The organism is Paraburkholderia sp. BR10872 (genome assembly GCF_040965835.1).
Lineage (GTDB): Bacteria > Pseudomonadota > Gammaproteobacteria > Burkholderiales > Burkholderiaceae > Paraburkholderia > Paraburkholderia nodosa_A.
Genome location: NZ_JBFRCN010000058.1, coordinates 1 through 17555, shown reverse-complemented (window position 1 = coordinate 17555; position 17555 = coordinate 1). Strand labels below are relative to the sequence as shown.

Genomic DNA, 17555 nt, shown 5'->3' with positions numbered 1-17555 from the left:
CAGCGCCAGGCTCTTTCCGACTCAACACCCGAACGAGGAATCCTGATCATGGCTGACATCAACATCTACGACCGTCTCGAACAGCTCGGCATCACCCTGCCCCAGGCAGGCGCGCCCGCCGCGGCCTACGTGATGAGCGCCCAGAGCGGCAACACGGTTTACCTGTCGGGTCACATCGCGAAGAAGGACGGCACGGTGTGGGCCGGCAAGCTCGGCGAGTCGCTCACGACCGAGGAAGGCAAGGCCGCCGCGCGCTCGATCGCGATCGACCTGCTCGCCACGCTGCACGCCCACACGGGCGACCTCAACAAGGTCAAGCGCGTGGTCAAGCTCATGAGCCTCGTGAACTCGACGCTCACCTTCACGGAACAGCACGTCGTCACGAACGGCGCTTCGGAGCTGATCGCCGATGTGTTCGGCGAAAAGGGCAAGCACGCGCGCTCGGCCTTCGGCGTCGCGCAGATTCCGCTTGGCGCATGCGTCGAGATCGAGCTGATCGCCGAAGTCGAGTAAACAACACTAGCGACCTTTGCCAGTGCGCGCGGACCTGCATCGGGGTCCGCGCACGTTACTGCATTTTCTGTTGTGCGTTCGCGCAACCTGGCGCGCCTCTTGCGCCGCTCTCCCCCTTCCATGATCGTCCCGCCATGACCCAGCCCAGCGTCCGCTTCAAACAGGTCGACGTCTTCACGTCGGTACCCTTCAAGGGCAACCCGCTCGCCGTGGTGTTCGACGCCGACGGTTTGAGCGGCGACGAGATGCAGGCCATCGCGCGCTGGACCAATCTCTCGGAAACCAGCTTCCTGCTCGCCCCCACCGACGCGCGCGCCGACTACCGCGTGCGCATCTTCACGACCAAGGGCGAACTGCCCTTCGCAGGCCATCCGACGCTCGGCACGGCGCATGCGTTTCTCGAAAGCGGCCGCCCGCCGAAGACGCCCGGGCGCCTCGTGCAGGAATGCGGCGCCGGTCTCATCGACCTGGCCGCCGCGGAGAACGGCGCATGGGCCTTCGCCGCGCCGCCCGCGCGCGTGACGCCGCTCGCCGCCGCGCAGTTCGACGCATTGCGCGCGGCGCTGCGCTCGAACGCCGTCGACTTCTCGGCCGCGCCCTGCGGCGTCGACAACGGCGCGCCCTGGCTCGTCGTGCGCCTCGCGTCGGCGCAAGCGGTGCTCGCGCTCGACGTCGACTACGAAGCGATCGAAGCCGTTGCCGCGAGCGTGGGTGCACATGGCGTGGCCGCCTACGGCCCGCACGAGGCCGATGGTCCCGCAACCTTCGAAGTGCGCTGCCTCATGACCGGGCTCGGCAAGGGCGAAGACCCTGTCACCGGCAGCGCGAACGCCGCCATCGCCATGCTGCTCGAACAGCAGAACCGGCGTCCGGGCGCACGCTATACGGTGCACCAGGGCACGGCGCTCGGGCGCGACGGGCGCGTGCGCGTCGACTATGACGATGCGGCGAAAAAGATCTGGATTGGCGGCCACTCGGTGACCGTCGTCGACGGGACCTGCCGGCTCGGCTAAGCGCCCGCAGCGGCACCCCGATTCATGCAAGGTGCATCGACCACGATGCACCGCCTCGCAGCTATGCACCGCACATCAGCATCGCACGCGAGTTGAGGCGACCCTCGCGTATACCCGAGGGACCACAGCTTCCTTAATCATTCCCCAACCAGTAATATCGAAACATCGGACGCACGACGCGTCCGGCGTGCATTGCGCGCGCGCAATGCACGTATTCCCCCAGCCATCCGTCCTTCATGCCGCCGACTCAACCGAGCGCATCCTTGCCGTTCCGGCCGCCGCATCCGCGGTGTGAGTTCCCGCGCCTACGGCGGCCGCGATGAGCGCCACGCGGGGTCCGTTCTCGCGCGATTCGAGCCTGCGCAACGCGCCCGGCCCGGCATACACGCGTCCGCGCGCACTGCTCGCCATTCCGCTGCTCGGCGTGCTGGTGCTCGTGCTGCTATGGGCGGTCATCTTCACGCGTCTATCCGTCGAGAAGGAAGCGACCATGCGCGAGGCCACGGCCTCGGCCGCGATTCTCTCGGCGGCGCTCGAACAGCACACCGTCAAGGCGATCCACCAGGTCGACCAGATCACGCGCTTCGTGAAGTACGAGTTCGAAAAGTCGCCGGGCCGCTTCGATCTCGGCAGCACAGTCGAAAAGGGTGTGGTGCAGAGCGACTCGCTCGTGCAGGTGTCGATCATCGACGAGCACGGCACGCTCGTCGCCAACACGGCCGATCCGAATCCCAAGCCCATCGACCTCTCGGACCGCGAGCACTTCAAGGTGCACGAGCACGAGAACGACGACCAGCTCTATATCAGCAAGCCGGTGCTCGGCCGCGTGTCGGGCCACTGGACCCTGCAGATGACGCGCCGCCTCAATCACCCGGACGGCTCGTTCGCGGGCGTGGTCGTGGTTTCTGAGGACCCGAGCTACTTCACGAGCGACTTCTACAACAACGCCGCGATCGGCCGCGACGGCGTGATCGCCGTGATCTCGGACAGCGGCGCCGTGCTCGCGCGCCGCACGGGCAGCGCCGAGCGCGCGAACGGCACGTTCTCCGCGAGCGGCGTGTATCCCATTTCCGAGCATGTGTCGGGCACCTACGTCGACCCGATCGATCACGTGACGCGCATCGTCTCGTACCGCCATATCGATGGCTATCCGCTCGCCGTGCTGGTCGGTCTCTCGCAGGCCGAGGAATTCGCCGACTACAACCACACGCGCGACGTCTACCTGATGATGGCGACGTTCATCTCGCTCGCCATGCTCTCGTTCTTCGCCGTGGCCACGGGACTGATCGGCAAGCTGCTCGGGCGCGAGCGCGAGATGTCGCAACTCGTGCAGTACGACCTCCTCACGGGCCTGCCCAACCGCTACGCCACGCTGCAGCGTTTGCGCCATGAGGTCTCGCAGCCGGGCAACCTCGGGCGGCTCGCCATCCTCTTCATCGACCTCGACAATTTCAAGACGGTCAACGACACGCTGGGCCACAACGCCGGCGACATCGTGCTGCAGATGAGCGCCGCGCGCCTCGCCGACGCCGTGGGCGGCGCGGGCACGCTTGCGCGCATCGGCGGCGACGAGTTCGTGGTGATCGTGAAGGGCGACGACATCGAAAAACGCGCCATCGCGCTCGCCGAAGCCACCAACGCCGCGTTCACGCATCCGTTCGACGTGCGCGGCAGCGCCTTCGTGCTGCACGCGAGCACGGGCATCGCGCTCTTCGCGGTAGCGCACGAAAGCGAAATCGATCTGCTCAAGAAAGCCGACCTCGCGATGTACGCCGCCAAGGAGGCCGGACGCAACTGCTTTCGCTTCTACTCGCCGCAACTCGCCCACCGCGCCGACCACCTGATGAAGTGGGAGCAGCAGCTGCGCGTCGCGCTCGCCGAGGACCAGCTCTTTCTCGCCTACCAGCCGAAGATCGATCTGCGCCGGCGCTGCATCACGGGCTTCGAGGCGCTCGTGCGCTGGAACCATCCGCAATACGGACTCATTCCTGCGGGCGAATTCATTCCTGTGGCCGAATCCACGGGCCTCATCGTGCCCGTAGGCGACTTCGTGATCCGTACCGCGTGCGCGCAACTCGCGCAGTGGCAGCAGCAGGGCTACGAGTCGCTCACGCTCGCCATCAACATCTCGGCGGTGCAGTTCTGGCGCGGCGACCTGTACGAGACCGTAGCGCGCGCCATCGAGGAAACCGGCATTGCCGCGCACCGGCTCGAACTCGAGATCACCGAAACCGCGATGATGGAGTACCCGGAGCTCGTTTCGGAAAAGATCTTCGCGCTGAAGCGCCTTGGCGTGCGCGTCGCGCTCGACGACTTCGGCACCGGCTATTCGTCGCTGTCCTACCTGAACCGCTTCGCCGTCGACACGCTCAAGGTCGACCGCTCGTTCGTGCAGGCCATCCCCGCCGACCGCAGCGTGTGCGTGATGGTCTCGGCGATCGTCAATCTCGCGCGCTCGCTCGGGCTCACGGTAGTCGTCGAGGGCACCGAAACCGAAGAGCAGATCGCGTGGCTCTCCGCGCTCGGCCCGATCGAGGCGCAGGGCTTCCTGTTCTCGCGCCCCGTGCCCGTGGAAGGCGTGGCCGCGCTGATCGAGCGCTTCGGCGTCTGTAGCGCGACGCAGCCGGCGGGCACGCAAGCCGCACGCGAAGATCGCCGCAACGAGCGCCTGAGCGACGCGCCGCAATCGCGCTGACGCGAGGCCGGCGCGCAGATTGCGCATTGTCCACGCCTTCCAGTGAGTTGCGCGAACCGCGTGCCTTCGCGCACAGATCCGCACGGACCTTCGCCCGCACGATGCAGCCATGCAAACCCGCACCGACGAAGCGATCGCGGCGCCAATCCGCGACCATCACGAACCGCTCCTGACGCTCTTTCGCGTCGTGCTGACCGTGTCCGCGGTCTCATGGGGCGGCCTCGCGCTCATGGCGCAACTCGAGCAGCACTACGTGGAGCGCGAAGCGCGTCTCACGCAAACCGCATTCTCGGATCTGGTAGCACTCGCCTGGATGGTGCCGGGGCCGGTAGGCTGCAACGTCGCGGTGCAACTCGGCCATGCGCTGCGCGGACGCGCGGGCGCGTGGGTCGCGGGCGTGGCGAGCGTGCTGCCTTTCTTCGCGCTGATGACGCTGTTCGCCATTTTCTACCGCACGCCGCTCGTGCATGCGGTCGCCTCGCGCACGCTGCTCGACCATTTCAGCGTGGTGCTCGCCATGCTGATCGGCGTGACCTGGTACAGGCAGACGCGTGCGCTCGTGCGCGGTCCGCTCGAATGGGGCGTGGCGATCGCTGCCTGTGCGGCCCTCGCGCTCGCGGCGAGCGGCGCGGCCTACGTCGCGATTCTGCTCGTCGCGTTTGCCGCGGGCTGGCTCGCAAGCCCCGTGCCTTCGCAGCGGCTCGAATTACGCGTGACACGGCGCGATGGGCAATTGCTCGCCGCGCTGGCCGCGCTGATCGTCGTGTTCGCGCTGCCGCTGCCGCATCCGCTCGATTCGGCGCTGCTCTGGCCGCGTCTCGCGGGCGCGGGCATGACGCTGTTCGGCGGCGGCTTTTCGGCGCTGCCCGTGTTGAAAACGCTGTTCGTCACGCCCGCGGTCGGCATCACCAACGACGACTTCACGCTGGCGTTCACGCTCTCGCCGCTTTCGCCGGGGCCGCTCCTGAACGTGGTGCCGTTCTTCGGCTATCTCGTCGATGGCTGGGTCGGCGCGCTCGTCGCCACGCTCGCGCTGTTCGTGCCGTCGGGCTGCCTCGTCGTGCTCGCGCGGCGGCACCTGCACCGCATGAAGGCGAACCCGCGCTTCGAGCACGCCATGCGCGTGCTGCGCGCCGCGACCACCGCGTTCCTCGTTATCGCCGTCTGGCATATCGCGCGGCACGTGCCGCTGCATCTGTCGTATCTGCTGACGGCCGTCTTCTCGGCGATGTGCTTCGGCAAGCTCAAGCTCCCCGCTTACGCGGTCTACGCGACGGTAGGACTCGCGTGCGGGGCGAGGCTGCTGCTGGCCTGAAGCGCGCGTTCACGCACTGATCAGCGCGCTGCCGCAAAACCGCCGAAGAATGCGCGTGCGTTGTCTTCGAGGCTTTCGAGGTGATAGCCGCCTTCCTGCACGATCACCGAAGGCAGGCCGAGCGCGCCGATCTCCGCGCCGAGCCGGCCGAAACCCTCGGTGGTCACTGCGACTTTCGACTGCGGATCGTCCTTGTAGATGTCGAAGCCGAGCGCCAGCACGAGCGCGTCCGGCTCGAAGCGCCTGAGCACCCGCAGCGCCGCCTTCACGCGCTCGAAGAAGTCGGCTTCGGACGCGCCATGCGGCATCGGCAGATTGACGTTGTAGCCCTCGCCAGCACCGTTGCCGCGCTCTTCCTCGTAGCCCGCGACCACGGGATAGAAGTTGGTCGGATCGCCGTGAATCGAGATGTAGAGCACATCGCTGCGACCGTAGAAGATCTCCTGGACGCCCTGGCCGTGGTGCATGTCGGTGTCGAGGATCGCCACTCGCTCGAAGCGGCTGCGCAGCGACTGCGCCGCGATGGCCGCGTTGTTCAGATAGCAGAAGCCGCCCGCCGCGTCCGCGCGGGCATGATGACCCGGCGGACGCGAGAGCGCGTACGACTCGCGCGCGCCTTCGTTCACGCATGCGGCCGCCGCCAGCGCGCTTTGCGCCGACCAGTAGGCCGCGCGCCAGGTGTTCGCACCGATGGGGCAACTGCCGTCCGCGAGATAGCGCGCCGCCTGCGCGAGCACGCCGCGCAGCGGATTCGGCTCGCGCACGTAGATGTTCGACATCACCTCTTCGCCCCAATCCTCGGGCACGCGCTTCCATTCAGTGTGCGCTTCTTCGAGAAAGCGCAGATAGTTCATGTCGTGCACGGCGGCGATGGGCGCGGTGCCGAAATCGGCGGGCGCCTGCACGTCGAAGCCGAGCGAGCGCGCCGCGGCAACGAGATGCTCGGCACGCTGTGGCACTTCCTGCGGCGCACGCAACTGGCCGCGCGAGAAATAGGCGCGCGGATGGTGCAGCAGCTGATCGGGGTGAAACCAGGTTTTCATGCTCAGTTCTCCTTCTATTTCTTTTACGCGTCGGCCGGGTTTTCCACTTCAACGGCCAGGCGCACGCCCGCGCGCGCCGCGACGGCGTTGAGCAGCACGTTCGCGCCGGCCGTGATGTCTTCCGGCAGAGCGTCCTCGGCTTCGTTGTGCGACAGACCGGCCACGCAGGGAATGAACACCATCGCGGTCGGGCAGTAGCGCGCGAGGTGGATCGCGTCGTGGCCCGCACCGCTCACGATACGCTCGTGTGGATAGCCAAAGCGCGCCGTTGCCTGCGCGACCAGCGCGACACACTCCGCGTCGAACGGCGTCGCGGGGCTAGTCCAGCAGTGCGCGATCTGCACGCCGAGGCCGCGCTGTGCGGCCACGTCCGCGCATAACGCGCGCAAGTCGCGCTCCATCGCGTCGAGCTGCGCATCGTCGGGATGGCGCAGATCGACCGTGAACGTCAGGTTCGCCGCGATCGTGTTGCGCGACGAGTTCACGATCTGCGCCTGGCCGATCGTCACGAGACCGAGCGGTGCGTAACGCGCCATCGTGCGTTCGATGTCGAGCGACATCTGCGCCGCGCCGAACCATGCGTCCTTGCGATAGCGCATCGGCGTCGTGCCCGCGTGCGCGGCCACGCCCGTCACGTTCACGTCGAACCAGCGAATCGCCTGGCCGCCCGTCACGACGCCGATGGTCGTCTCGTTCGCCTCCAGAATCGGGCCCTGTTCGATATGAGCTTCGAAGTAGGCGTCGACGGCCACGCCTTGCACGGCACGCGTGCCGCGCGCACCGCATGCGTCGAGCGCGGCGCCGAGCGTCACGCCGTCGGCGTCCGTGCGCGAGAGTGCCTCCGCCAGCGTCATCGCGCCCGCGAACACCGCCGAGCCCAGCATCGCCGGCGTGAAGCGCGCGCCCTCTTCGTTGGTCCACGAGCAGATCTCGATGGGCTTCACGGTGCGTGCGCCCGCGTCGTTGAGCGCGCGCACGACTTCGAGAGCGGCGAGCACGCCGTATACGCCGTCGAAGCGGCCGCCTTCGGGCTGCGTGTCGAGGTGGCTGCCCATCAGCACCGGCGCAGCCTGCGCATCGTCGCCTTCGCGGCGCGCGAACAGGTTCCCCACTTCGTCGGTCCACACCGTCATGCCCGCCTCGCGGCACCAGCGCGCGAACAACTCGCGCCCGCGCCGGTCTTCTTCGGTGAGCGCGAGGCGGCGCACGCCGCCGCCCGCCGTCGCGCCAACACGCGCCATCTCCATGAGGCTCGCCCACAGGCGCGGGCCGTCGATCTGCAAAAGGTCTTTCATCGGTCCATCCATTTCAGTCGAACTATTCAAACAGCTGAACAACGTCATCGTGCGCTCAACGCCTCGGCTCCCGCCTCGTCTAACGCATGCTGGTGACGGCGCGCGTCGAGCGCGACGATGCACAACAGCGAGACGCCCGCGAGGCACGTATAGAACACCGCGAGCGGCCACCACTGCCCCGCATGGCGATGCGCGAGCCACGTGCCGACCAGCGGCGTGAGGCCGCCCGCGATCGCGCCGCATACCTGGTAAGAGAGCGAAATCGCGGAGTAGCGCACGCGCGTGGGGAACACGCCGGAGACGAAGCCGGCGATCACCGAATAGAAGCTCGCCATGCAGACCACGGCGATCGAAATGCCGATCACCATCGGCACGACCTTGCCGCTTTGCACGAGCACGAACATCGGATACGGCGAGAGCATCGCGGCGAGCGCCGCGCACTTGAGGAAGCGCGCGCCGCCCATGCGTTCGGCGAGCCACGCGGCGAGCGGCTGCACGAGGAACTGGATGATCGCGACCGCGAACAGGCAGTCGAGAATCAGCGAGCGCGTGATGCCGACGTATTGCGTGGTGTAGGCGATCATGAACGTGTTGGTGAAGTACACGCCCGCAATGCCGATGGTGTTGGCGCCGATGCACAGCAGCACGAGGCCCCACGCCGAGCGGAACACTTCGGCGACGGGCAGCTTGAGCGTGCGGCGCTGGTCCTTGAGCTTCTCGAATTCGGGCGACTCGTTCACGCCGAGCCGGATCATGATGCCGACCACGAGCAGCACCGCCGAAACGAGGAACGGCAGACGCCAGCCCCACGAGAGAAAGTCGGCCTTGTCGAGCGACGTGACCGAGCGGAACGCGAGCAGCGAAAGAATCAGGCCGGCCGGCGAACCCAGCTGCGCGAACGAAGCGAAGAACGTGCGGCGGCCTTCGGGCGCGTGCTCGCCCGCCATCAGCACCGCACCGCCCCACTCGCCGCCCACGGCGATGCCCTGCACCACGCGCAGCAGCACGAGCAGCACCGGCGCGAGCATCCCGACGCTCGCGTACGACGGCAGCAGGCCGACGCAGACGGTCGCGACGCCCATCATCATCAGCGTGGTCATGAGCGCTTTCTTGCGGCCGATGCGGTCGCCGAGGTGGCCGAAGATCAGGCCGCCGAGCGGACGAGCGAAGAACCCGACGGCGAAAGTCGCGAACGACGCCATCGTGCTCACGAAGCGGTCTTCAGAAGGGAAATACAGCTCGCCGAACACGAGCGCGGCGGCCGTGGCGTAGATGTAGAAGTCGTACCACTCGATCATCGTGCCGATGAACGCCGCGGCGGCGGCGCGCACCGGTTGCCGGGTGCTGGGTTGTGGGCTGGCCATGCGTCGGTCTCCTTCAGGCGCGTTTGGGATGGGTTTGTGTTGCATGCACGCTTTATCGCCAGCCACAAATCATTAGTCAAATTTCGCGTTATTATTCTGCACATAAATTTAACTAATACCCTTGGCGCACCCTTGCGCCGGGAGACCGCCCATGCGCGCCGATACCACCCGCTTTCTCAACGACCGTCTCGACTGGAACCTGCTGCGCACCTACCTCGCGATCATGCAGGAACGCAGCCTGAGCCGCGCCGCCGCCCGGCTCTTTGTCACGCAGCCGGCCGTGAGCCAGGCGCTCAAGCGCCTCGAAGACGCGCTCGGCCGCAAGCTCATCGAGCGCCGCGGCGCGCAGTTCGTGCCGACCGAGGCGGGCGAGGAGGTCTATCGCATTGCAAGCGACATCTACGGCACGATTTCCCAGCTCGAAACCGGGCTAGACGAGCGCACCGCCGACATCACCGGCTCGATCCGCCTGCTCACGGTGAGCCGCATCGAGTCGCGCGTGTACGACGAATTTCTCGCGGAATTCCACACGGCCTACCCGCGCATCGACTTGCAGATCGAAGTGATGCGCTCGTCGGACATCATCTCGTCGCTGCTGCAGAAAACAGCGACCGCGGGCCTGAGCCTGTGCCGCACGCCCATCGACAAGCTGGACATGCGCTGCTTCCTGCGCCAGCGCTACGCGATGTTCTGCGGCCGGCATCACCGGCTCTTCGGGCTTTCCCAGTTGACGATGGACGACCTGCTCGCGGAAAACTTTGTCTCCTTTACGAGCGACCAGATTGGCGACAGCCTGTCGCCGCTCACCGTGTTTCGCGACCAGCGCGGCTTCACGGGGCGGATCGTGGCGTCGTCACCGAGTCTGGACGAGGTGCGGCGGCTGATCTTTGCGGGCTACGGCATTGGCTGCCTGCCCGAGCATACGGTGCGGGACGATCTGGCGCGGCAGCGCCTGTGGCGGCTGCCGCCGGAGGAAGGGCTCGTGGACGTCGATATCCACTTGCTGTGGCATCGCGAACGCAAGCGCAATGCGGCCGAAGAAGCGTTCTTCGACGCGATGGAGCGCTGCATGCAGCGTCATGCGCTCGCGGAGCGCCTCTAGTGCGTCAAGCGCAGACCGCGAACGTTGCAGGAGAAACGATTAGAACCCGCGCGCGAGCACGGCAACGCCGATCGTCACGATACCCAGCACGAGATTGATGACGACGAGCCGACGCACGGTGCCCACTGCGCGCGCGCCGTCGGGCCACTTCTGCGCCTGCACGGCGCGGCGAATGCGCGGGAACACGGCGAAGCGGATGTGGCCGAAGATCAGCATCATCAATACGCCCAGGCCCGCCATGGCGTGCAGTTGCCAGGTGGCATGCTCGCCGCCGGACTGCATGAGCAGGAAGCCGCCCGTCAGCAGGATCACGATGACCGAGACGCCCACCCAGTTGAAGAAGCGGCCGAACACCGATTCGATGAGCGGCAGACGCAGCTGCGGCGAGAGGTCTTCGAGCGCCGGGCGCAAACAGAAATGCGCGAAGATCATGCCGCCCACCCAGACGGCGACGCCCAGCAGATGCAGAAAGAGCGCGACTGCGATCGCGTGGCCCATGCTTGATTTCCCTCGTAACGTGTCATTATCGGCGGCATGTCGACGGGAGTGAGTGCAACGCACTCCCGTCCCATGCCTTTGCGCGGCATTATTCCATGCCGCGCCACGATTCGCGCCGGATATGTGTCGGCCGGAGTTAGCGCTTTAGCACTTTGCGATCCGGAGTTAGCGCTTCAGCGCTTACTCCGGTCCCACGCAGAGCGCTCCGGCCCCATGCAGAGCAGCTAAGTTACTGCGGCAACACCGGACGCATGCCCGTCACGACCTTGAGCTTCGAGTCCGGCGCGCGGCCCTTGCGTGCGCGCTTGCCGATCTGCGGAGCCAGCACCGCGCCCGCCATCAGGTCCTCGGTCGCCTTGCCGCCGCGGCCCGTGCCCACGAGCACGACGCCCGCCGCGCTGATCGCGAGCGCCTGCACGAGCTTCTCGTTGTCGTCGAGCTGCATGAGCGTGACACCACGGCCGCCGCCCGCGAGCGTCTTCATCTCGTCGAGGCCGAACACCAGCAAACGACCGCTCGACGACAGACACGCCACCTGCAGCGCGTCGGGCAGCATCGGCATCGGCGCGAGCGGCACGCAGCCCTCGTCGATCGTCATGAACGCCTTGCCTGCCTTCACGCGGCTCACCATGTCGCCGATCTTCGCGATGAAGCCGAAGCCGTTGCTCGACGCCAGCAGCAATTGCTGTTCCGCGTTCGCCGCAAAGTAATGCAGCAGATGCGTGCCCGCTTCGAGTTCGATGAGCGACGTGACCGGCACCCCGTCACCGCGGCCGCCAGGCAGATTCGCAATCGACACCGAATAGACGCGGCCATTGCTGCCCCACGCGATCAGCGTATCGGGCGTGCGGCACTGGAACGCCGCATAGAGGCCGTCGCCGGCCTTGAAGGTGAAACCTTGCGTATCGAGCCCGTGGCCCTTGAGCGCACGCACCCAGCCCTTCTGCGAGACGACGACCGTGACCGGCTCGTCGACCACGCGCGCTTCGAAGCTCGCCCGCTTTTCCTGCTGAATGAGCGTGCGGCGATCGTCGCCGTACTGCTTCGCGTCGGCTTCGATTTCCTTCACGATGAGCCGCTTCATCGACGCATCGTTCGCGAGCAGCTCTTCGAGCTTCGCCTTCTCTTCGCGCAGCTCCGCGAGTTCCTTCTCGATCTTGATCTTCTCGAGCCGCGCCAACTGACGCAGACGGATTTCAAGAATGTCCTCGGCCTGGCGCTCGGAAAGCCCGAACGCGCTCATCAGCGCGCTCTTGGGCTCGTCCGACTCGCGGATGATGCGAATCACCTCGTCGATATTGAGGAAGACGATCATCCGCCCTTCGAGGATATGGATGCGGTCGTCGACCTTCGTCAGGCGGTGCTGCGTGCGGCGCGTGACCGTCGCGAAACGGAAGCCGATCCACTCGCCCAGAATCTCGCTGATGCCCTTCTGGCGCGGACGGCCATCGGCGCCGATCATCACGAGATTGAGCGATGCGTTCGATTCGAGGCTCGTGTTCGCGAGCAGCGAGTTGACGAACTCGGCCTGGTCGATGCGGCTCGTCTTGGGCTCGAACACGAGGCGCACGGGCGCGTCCTTGCCCGACTCGTCGCGCACGGCGTCGAGCAGCCCGAGCATGGTCTGCTTGCTCTGCAGCTGCTCGGGCGTGAGCGTCTTCTTGCCGAGCTTGAGCTTCGGGTTCGTGAGTTCTTCGATCTCTTCGAGCACCTTCTGGCCCGAGGTGTTCGGCGGCAGCTCGGTCACCACGAGCTGCCACTGGCCGCGCGCGAGGTCCTCGATCTTCCAGCGCGCGCGCACCTTGAGGCTGCCGCGGCCCGACTCGTATGCCGCCGCAATTTCCGCGTCGCTCGAAATGATCTGGCCGCCGCCCGGGAAATCGGGCCCCGGCAGCTTTTCCATGATCTCCGCATGCGAAAGCTTCGGGTTGCGAATCATCGCCACCGCCGCCGACGCGACTTCGCGCAGGTTATGCGACGGGATTTCGGTAGCGAGACCCACCGCAATCCCCGACGCGCCGTTGAGCAGCAGCATCGGCAGGCGCGCGGGCAGCGTCTTCGGCTCCTGGAACGAGCCGTCGTAGTTCGGCATGAAATCGACGGTGCCCATGTCGATTTCGTCGAGCAGCAGCTTGGCGATGGGCGTCAGGCGCGCTTCGGTGTAGCGCATGGCCGCCGCGCCGTCGCCGTCGCGCGAGCCGAAATTGCCCTGGCCGTCGATGAGCGGATAGCGCATCGAGAAGTCCTGGGCGAGGCGCACGAGCGCGTCGTAGGCCGACTGGTCGCCGTGCGGGTGGTACTTGCCGAGCACGTCGCCCACCACGCGCGCGGACTTCACGGGCTTGGCGTTGTCGCCCAGGCCCATTTCGTTCATCGCGAAAAGAATGCGCCGCTGCACCGGCTTCTGGCCGTCGCAGACGTCGGGCAACGCGCGGCCCTTCACCACGCTCACCGCGTAGTCGAGATAGGCGCGTTCCGCGTAGTGGCCGAGCGTGAGCGTGTCGCCGTTCGGGGCGTCCGTCACTTCAGCAAAGAGATCGTCCATGTTTCAATCGTTCCGTAATCTTGTATGGGCGCGTGCGCTTAGATATCCGCTTCGACTTCGTTGCCCTTCTCTTCGAGCCACGAACGGCGCGAGGCCGCTTCGCCCTTGCCCATGAGCATCGTCATGCGCGCAACCGTGGACTCGTAGTCGAGGTCGCCGAGCGCGATGGGCGAGAGACGCCGCGTGTCGGGGTTCATCGTCGTGTCCCAGAGCTGTTCGGCGCTCATTTCGCCCAGGCCCTTGAAGCGGCTGATGGTCCATTGCGTTTCGCGCACGCCGTCCTTGCGCAGCTTGTCGAGGATCGCTTCGAGTTCGCCTTCGTCGAGCGCATAGAGCTTCTGTGCAGGCTTCTTGCCGCGCGCGGGCGCATCGACACGGAACAGCGGCGGGCGCGCCACGCACACGTGACCGCGCTCGATGAGCTGCGGGAAATGCTTGAAGAAGAGCGTGAGCAGCAGTACCTGGATGTGCGAGCCGTCGACGTCGGCATCGGAGAGAATGCAGATCTTGCCGTAGCGCAGATTCGAAAGATCGACCGTCTCGTCGGGGCTGTGCGGATCGACACCGATCGCCACCGAAATATCGTGCACTTCGTTGTTCGCAAAGAGCCGGTCGCGCTCGGTCTCCCACGTGTTGAGCACCTTGCCACGCAGCGGCAGGATGGCCTGGTACTCCTTGTCGCGCCCCATCTTGGCGGAACCGCCGGCCGAGTCGCCCTCCACGAGGAAGAGTTCGTTGCGCGCGATATCGGTCGATTCGCAGTCGGTCAGCTTGCCGGGCAGCACGGCCACGCCCGAGCTCTTGCGCTTCTCGACCTTCTGACCCGCGCGCGTGCGCGCCTGCGCCTGCTTGATGACGAGATCGGCGAGCTTCTTGCCGTGCTCGACGTGCTGGTTGAGCCACAGCTCCAGAGCCGGACGCGAAAAAGACGACACGAGCTTCACGGCGTCGCGGCTGTTCAGGCGCTCCTTGATCTGCCCCTGGAACTGCGGGTCGAGCACCTTGGCCGAGAGCACGAACGAGACGCGCGCGAAGACGTCTTCGGGCAGCAGCTTCACGCCTTTCGGCTGGAGATTGTGCAATTCGACGAAACTCTTCACGGCCTGGAACAGACCGTCGCGCAGGCCGCTTTCGTGCGTGCCGCCCGCCGGCGTCGGGATCAGGTTCACGTACGACTCGCGCGTGAGCGAGCCTTCCTCGCTCCACGCCACGACCCACGCGGCGCCCTCGCCTTCGGCGAAGGTGTCGTCGGTGGTGCGCGCGTCGGCGTAGCGCTCGCCTTCGAACAGCGGGATCAGCAGGTCGGCGCCGCCCATGCCTTCGAGCAGATAGCCGCGCAGGCCGTCTTCATACTTCCAGCTCTGGCGCTCGCCGGTCTTCTCGATGACGAGTTCGACCTCGACGCCCGGCAGCAGCACGGCCTTCGAGCGCAGCAGGCGCTGAAGTTCGCCGAGCGGCAGATTGGGCGAGTCGAAATACCTGGGATCGGCCCAAGCGGTCACGCGCGTGCCGCTCTTCTTCTCGTCGCGCGCGGCGTTGCGCGTGGTGAGCTGCTTCGTGACGTTGCCGTCAGAGAAACCGATTTCGGCGACCTTGCCGTCGCGCCAGACGGTCACGTCGAGGCGCGTGGACAGCGCATTGGTGACCGAGACGCCCACGCCGTGCAGGCCGCCCGAGAACGTATAGGCGCCGCCGGCGGCCTTGTCGAACTTGCCGCCCGCGTGCAGGCGCGTGAAGACGATTTCGACGACGGGCACCTTCTCTTCGGGGTGCAAGCCGAACGGAATGCCGCGGCCGTCGTCCTCGACGGAGACGGAATGGTCGGCGTGCAGCGTCACGGTGATGCGCTTGCCGTAGCCGCCGAGCGCTTCGTCCGAGGCGTTGTCGATGACTTCCTGGATGATGTGCAGCGGATTCTCGGTGCGCGTATACATGCCCGGCCGCTGCCGGACGGGCTCGAGGCCCTTGAGCACCTTGATCGACGCTTCGCTATAGCCAGTGTTTCCAGCGTTGGACTTCTTCGTTGACATGGTGATCCACAGGGGGTTGTCCGCGCGCTTGTCCACAGGTCCTGTGGACATCTGCGGGGAAAACGCGTTGAGCGTTCAAAAAAACCGATACGAAACAACGAGGTGAACCGGCTGCGCGCCGCGGTGGCAGGTGCGCTCGCGGCGGCGCAGTGGTTCGCGCAGTTGTTCGAATTCGCGAGGTATTGTACTGATTTGGGCTCGCACGGCAATTTGCTTGGGGGTTGGCTGGCTGAACGGATGAGTAAGGGCCGCCCGCCTTAAAAAAAGCGGCCTTCATCAGGCCGCTTTGTCTCGCATCACTTGCGCTTGCTCTCCAGCTCCTCCCACCGCTCCAGCGCAACGAGCAATTCCTCGTCGATCGCCGCGTAGCGCTCGGTGAGCCGCGTGCCTTCGGCCGCGTCCTTCGCAAAGATCGACCCGTCCTCGATCTTCGCGCCGATCGTCTTCTGTTCGGTCTCCAACGCCTCGATACGCTTGGGCAGGTCCTCGAGCTCGCGCTGCTCCTTGAACGAAAGCTTCACAGTACGTTGCGCATTGCGGCCAGCCGCGCTCTCCTTGGGAGCGGCAGCCGCAGCAGCCGCTTCTTTCGGCGCGCGCGCCTCGGCAATCTCCTGCGCACGCGTGCTCTGCGTTTGCCAGTCGGTGAAGCCGCCCACGTATTCGCGCCACTTGCCCTCGCCCTCGGACGCGATCACCGAAGTCACCACGTTGTCGAGGAACGCGCGATCGTGCGAAACGAGCAGCACGGTGCCGTCGTAGTCGGTGAGCAACTCTTCGAGCAGTTCGAGCGTCGGGATGTCGAGGTCGTTGGTCGGTTCGTCGAGCACCAGCACGTTCGCGGGCCGCGCGAACAAACGCGCGAGCAGCAGACGGTTACGCTCGCCGCCCGAAAGCGACTTCACGGGCGAGCGCGCACGTTCGGGCGCGAACAGGAAGTCGCCGAGATAGCTCATGACGTGCTTCTTCGCGCCGTTGATCTCGACCCAGTCGCTGCCGGGGCTGATTGTATCGGCGAGGCTCTTTTCCATGTCGAGCTGCGCGCGCATCTGGTCGAAGTACGCGACCTGCAGGTTCGTGCCTACGCGCACAGTGCCTTCATCGGGCTTCAACTCGCCGAGAATCAGCTTCAGCAGCGTGGTCTTGCCGGCGCCGTTCGGACCGACGAAGCCGATCTTGTCGCCGCGCATGACCGTCGACGAGAAGTTATCGACGATCGTGCGGCCGCCATAGCGCTTGGTCACGTCCGTGAGTTCGGCGACGATCTTGCCGGACTTCTCGCCCTGCGCGACGTCGAGCTTCACGTTGCCCTGCACATTGCGGCGCTCGGCGTGCTCGCTGCGCATCTGCACGAGGCGCGCGATACGTCCCACGCTGCGCGTGCGCCGCGCTTCCACGCCCTTGCGGATCCACACTTCTTCCTGCGCGAGCAGCTTGTCGAACTTCTCGTTCTCCACGCGCTCGACTTCGAGCTGCTGCGCCTTGCGCTCCTGGTACTGCGAGAAGTTGCCCGGGTACGAAAGCAGCTTGCCGCGATCGAGTTCGACGATGCGCGTGGCCACGCGGTCGAGAAACGCGCGGTCGTGGGTGATGAAGAGCAGGCTCGAACGCTGTGCCACGAGCAGTTCCTCGAGCCAGCGGATGCCGTCGAAGTCGAGGTGGTTGGTCGGTTCGTCGAGCAGCAGGATATCGGGCTGCACAACGAGCGCGCGGGCGAGCGCCACGCGCTTTTGCATGCCGCCCGAGAGCGCGCCCACGCGGGCTTCGCCTTCGAGGCCGATCTGCGCGAGCGTCGTGGCAACGCGCGTGCGCCAGCTCCAGGCGTCGGCATGATCGAGCGACGATTGCAGCGTGTTCATGCGCGCGAGCAGTGCGTCGTGTTCGGCGCCTTCGGGCGTGTCCGCGAGCTTGTGCGCGACCGTGTCGTATTCGTCGAGCAGCGCGCGCACGTCGGCGAGGCCCGAGGCGACGGTGTCGAAGACCGTGGCGTCGGCGTCGAAGTCGGGCTCCTGCGGCACGTAGACGGTCGAAAGCGCCTGCTGGCGCGTGACGAGGCCGTCGTCGGGCCTGGCGAGATCGGCGACGATCGTGAGCAGCGACGACTTGCCCGCGCCGTTGCGGCCGATCAGCCCGACGCGCTCGCCG

12 protein-coding genes are annotated in these 17555 nt (G+C 66.3%); 5 read left to right on the top strand and 7 right to left on the bottom strand.

Annotated elements, in window-relative coordinates:
* The first annotated feature begins 48 nt into the window (after positions 1-48).
* The 4 genes from AB4Y43_RS32985 (at position 49) to AB4Y43_RS32970 (ending at position 5536) form a co-directional block, all read left to right on the top strand.
* On the top strand, positions 49-513 hold the full coding sequence (locus AB4Y43_RS32985; protein ID WP_368606579.1) for a RidA family protein: 465 nt from the start codon (positions 49-51) through the stop codon (positions 511-513).
* Positions 514-647: 134 nt separating this feature from the next.
* Positions 648-1526, top strand: a complete 879-nt coding sequence (locus AB4Y43_RS32980) for a PhzF family phenazine biosynthesis protein (RefSeq protein ID WP_368729687.1) — start codon at positions 648-650, stop codon at positions 1524-1526.
* Positions 1527-1845: 319 nt separating this feature from the next.
* The gene (locus AB4Y43_RS32975; protein WP_069265379.1) at positions 1846-4221 is read left to right on the top strand and encodes an EAL domain-containing protein; all 2376 of its coding nucleotides are present in this window, start codon (positions 1846-1848) and stop codon (positions 4219-4221) included.
* Between the two features lie 109 nt (positions 4222-4330).
* A complete protein-coding gene (locus AB4Y43_RS32970) occupies positions 4331-5536 on the top strand; it encodes a chromate transporter (protein WP_069265380.1) in 1206 nt (401 codons plus the stop codon).
* Between the two features lie 20 nt (positions 5537-5556).
* Here the strand turns inward: AB4Y43_RS32970 and AB4Y43_RS32965 are convergent, their stop codons facing one another.
* Genes AB4Y43_RS32965 through AB4Y43_RS32955 form a run of 3 tightly spaced genes read right to left on the bottom strand, consistent with a single transcriptional unit; the run spans position 5557 to position 9238 of the window.
* Positions 5557-6579, bottom strand: coding sequence for a histone deacetylase family protein (locus tag AB4Y43_RS32965; RefSeq protein ID WP_342947908.1), 1023 nt, complete (start codon positions 6577-6579; stop codon positions 5557-5559).
* Between the two features lie 23 nt (positions 6580-6602).
* The gene (locus AB4Y43_RS32960) at positions 6603-7874 is read right to left on the bottom strand and encodes a Zn-dependent hydrolase (RefSeq protein ID WP_368729686.1); all 1272 of its coding nucleotides are present in this window, start codon (positions 7872-7874) and stop codon (positions 6603-6605) included.
* A gap of 44 nt (positions 7875-7918) precedes the next feature.
* Positions 7919-9238 carry an MFS transporter gene (locus AB4Y43_RS32955; RefSeq protein ID WP_368729685.1) on the bottom strand — a complete coding sequence of 440 codons (1320 nt, stop codon included), beginning with the start codon at positions 9236-9238 and terminating at the stop codon, positions 7919-7921.
* 151 nt (positions 9239-9389) lie between these two features.
* On the opposite strand from AB4Y43_RS32955, the gene AB4Y43_RS32950 reads away from it, so the two are divergent.
* Positions 9390-10340, top strand: coding sequence for a LysR family transcriptional regulator (locus AB4Y43_RS32950; RefSeq protein WP_368729684.1), 951 nt, complete (start codon positions 9390-9392; stop codon positions 10338-10340).
* A 39-nt stretch (positions 10341-10379) separates the two neighbouring features.
* On the opposite strand, the gene AB4Y43_RS32945 is transcribed toward AB4Y43_RS32950, so the two are convergent.
* The 4 genes from AB4Y43_RS32945 to AB4Y43_RS32930 form a co-directional block, all read right to left on the bottom strand.
* Complete coding sequence (locus AB4Y43_RS32945; RefSeq protein WP_069265385.1) at positions 10380-10838, bottom strand: CopD family protein; 459 nt, start codon at positions 10836-10838, stop codon at positions 10380-10382.
* Between the two features lie 229 nt (positions 10839-11067).
* The gene (gene parC, locus AB4Y43_RS32940; protein ID WP_368729683.1) at positions 11068-13383 is read right to left on the bottom strand and encodes a DNA topoisomerase IV subunit A; all 2316 of its coding nucleotides are present in this window, start codon (positions 13381-13383) and stop codon (positions 11068-11070) included.
* A gap of 38 nt (positions 13384-13421) precedes the next feature.
* Positions 13422-15413, bottom strand: a complete 1992-nt coding sequence (locus tag AB4Y43_RS32935) for a DNA topoisomerase IV subunit B (protein WP_368729699.1) — start codon at positions 15411-15413, stop codon at positions 13422-13424.
* A 296-nt stretch (positions 15414-15709) separates the two neighbouring features.
* A partial coding sequence (locus tag AB4Y43_RS32930; protein ID WP_368729682.1) for an ATP-binding cassette domain-containing protein occupies positions 15710-17555 on the bottom strand: 1846 nt, incomplete at its 5' end.

Coding starts and splice junctions, on each gene's coding strand:
- AB4Y43_RS32985 (WP_368606579.1), top strand. CDS start 49: ATGGCTGACATCAACATCTACGACCGTCTCGAACAGCTCGGCATCACC.
- AB4Y43_RS32980 (WP_368729687.1), top strand. CDS start 648: ATGACCCAGCCCAGCGTCCGCTTCAAACAGGTCGACGTCTTCACGTCG.
- AB4Y43_RS32975 (WP_069265379.1), top strand. CDS start 1,846: ATGAGCGCCACGCGGGGTCCGTTCTCGCGCGATTCGAGCCTGCGCAAC.
- AB4Y43_RS32970 (WP_069265380.1), top strand. CDS start 4,331: ATGCAAACCCGCACCGACGAAGCGATCGCGGCGCCAATCCGCGACCAT.
- AB4Y43_RS32965 (WP_342947908.1), bottom strand. CDS start 6,579: ATGAAAACCTGGTTTCACCCCGATCAGCTGCTGCACCATCCGCGCGCC.
- AB4Y43_RS32960 (WP_368729686.1), bottom strand. CDS start 7,874: ATGAAAGACCTTTTGCAGATCGACGGCCCGCGCCTGTGGGCGAGCCTC.
- AB4Y43_RS32955 (WP_368729685.1), bottom strand. CDS start 9,238: ATGGCCAGCCCACAACCCAGCACCCGGCAACCGGTGCGCGCCGCCGCC.
- AB4Y43_RS32950 (WP_368729684.1), top strand. CDS start 9,390: ATGCGCGCCGATACCACCCGCTTTCTCAACGACCGTCTCGACTGGAAC.
- AB4Y43_RS32945 (WP_069265385.1), bottom strand. CDS start 10,838: ATGGGCCACGCGATCGCAGTCGCGCTCTTTCTGCATCTGCTGGGCGTC.
- parC (WP_368729683.1), bottom strand. CDS start 13,383: ATGGACGATCTCTTTGCTGAAGTGACGGACGCCCCGAACGGCGACACG.
- AB4Y43_RS32935 (WP_368729699.1), bottom strand. CDS start 15,413: ATGTCAACGAAGAAGTCCAACGCTGGAAACACTGGCTATAGCGAAGCG.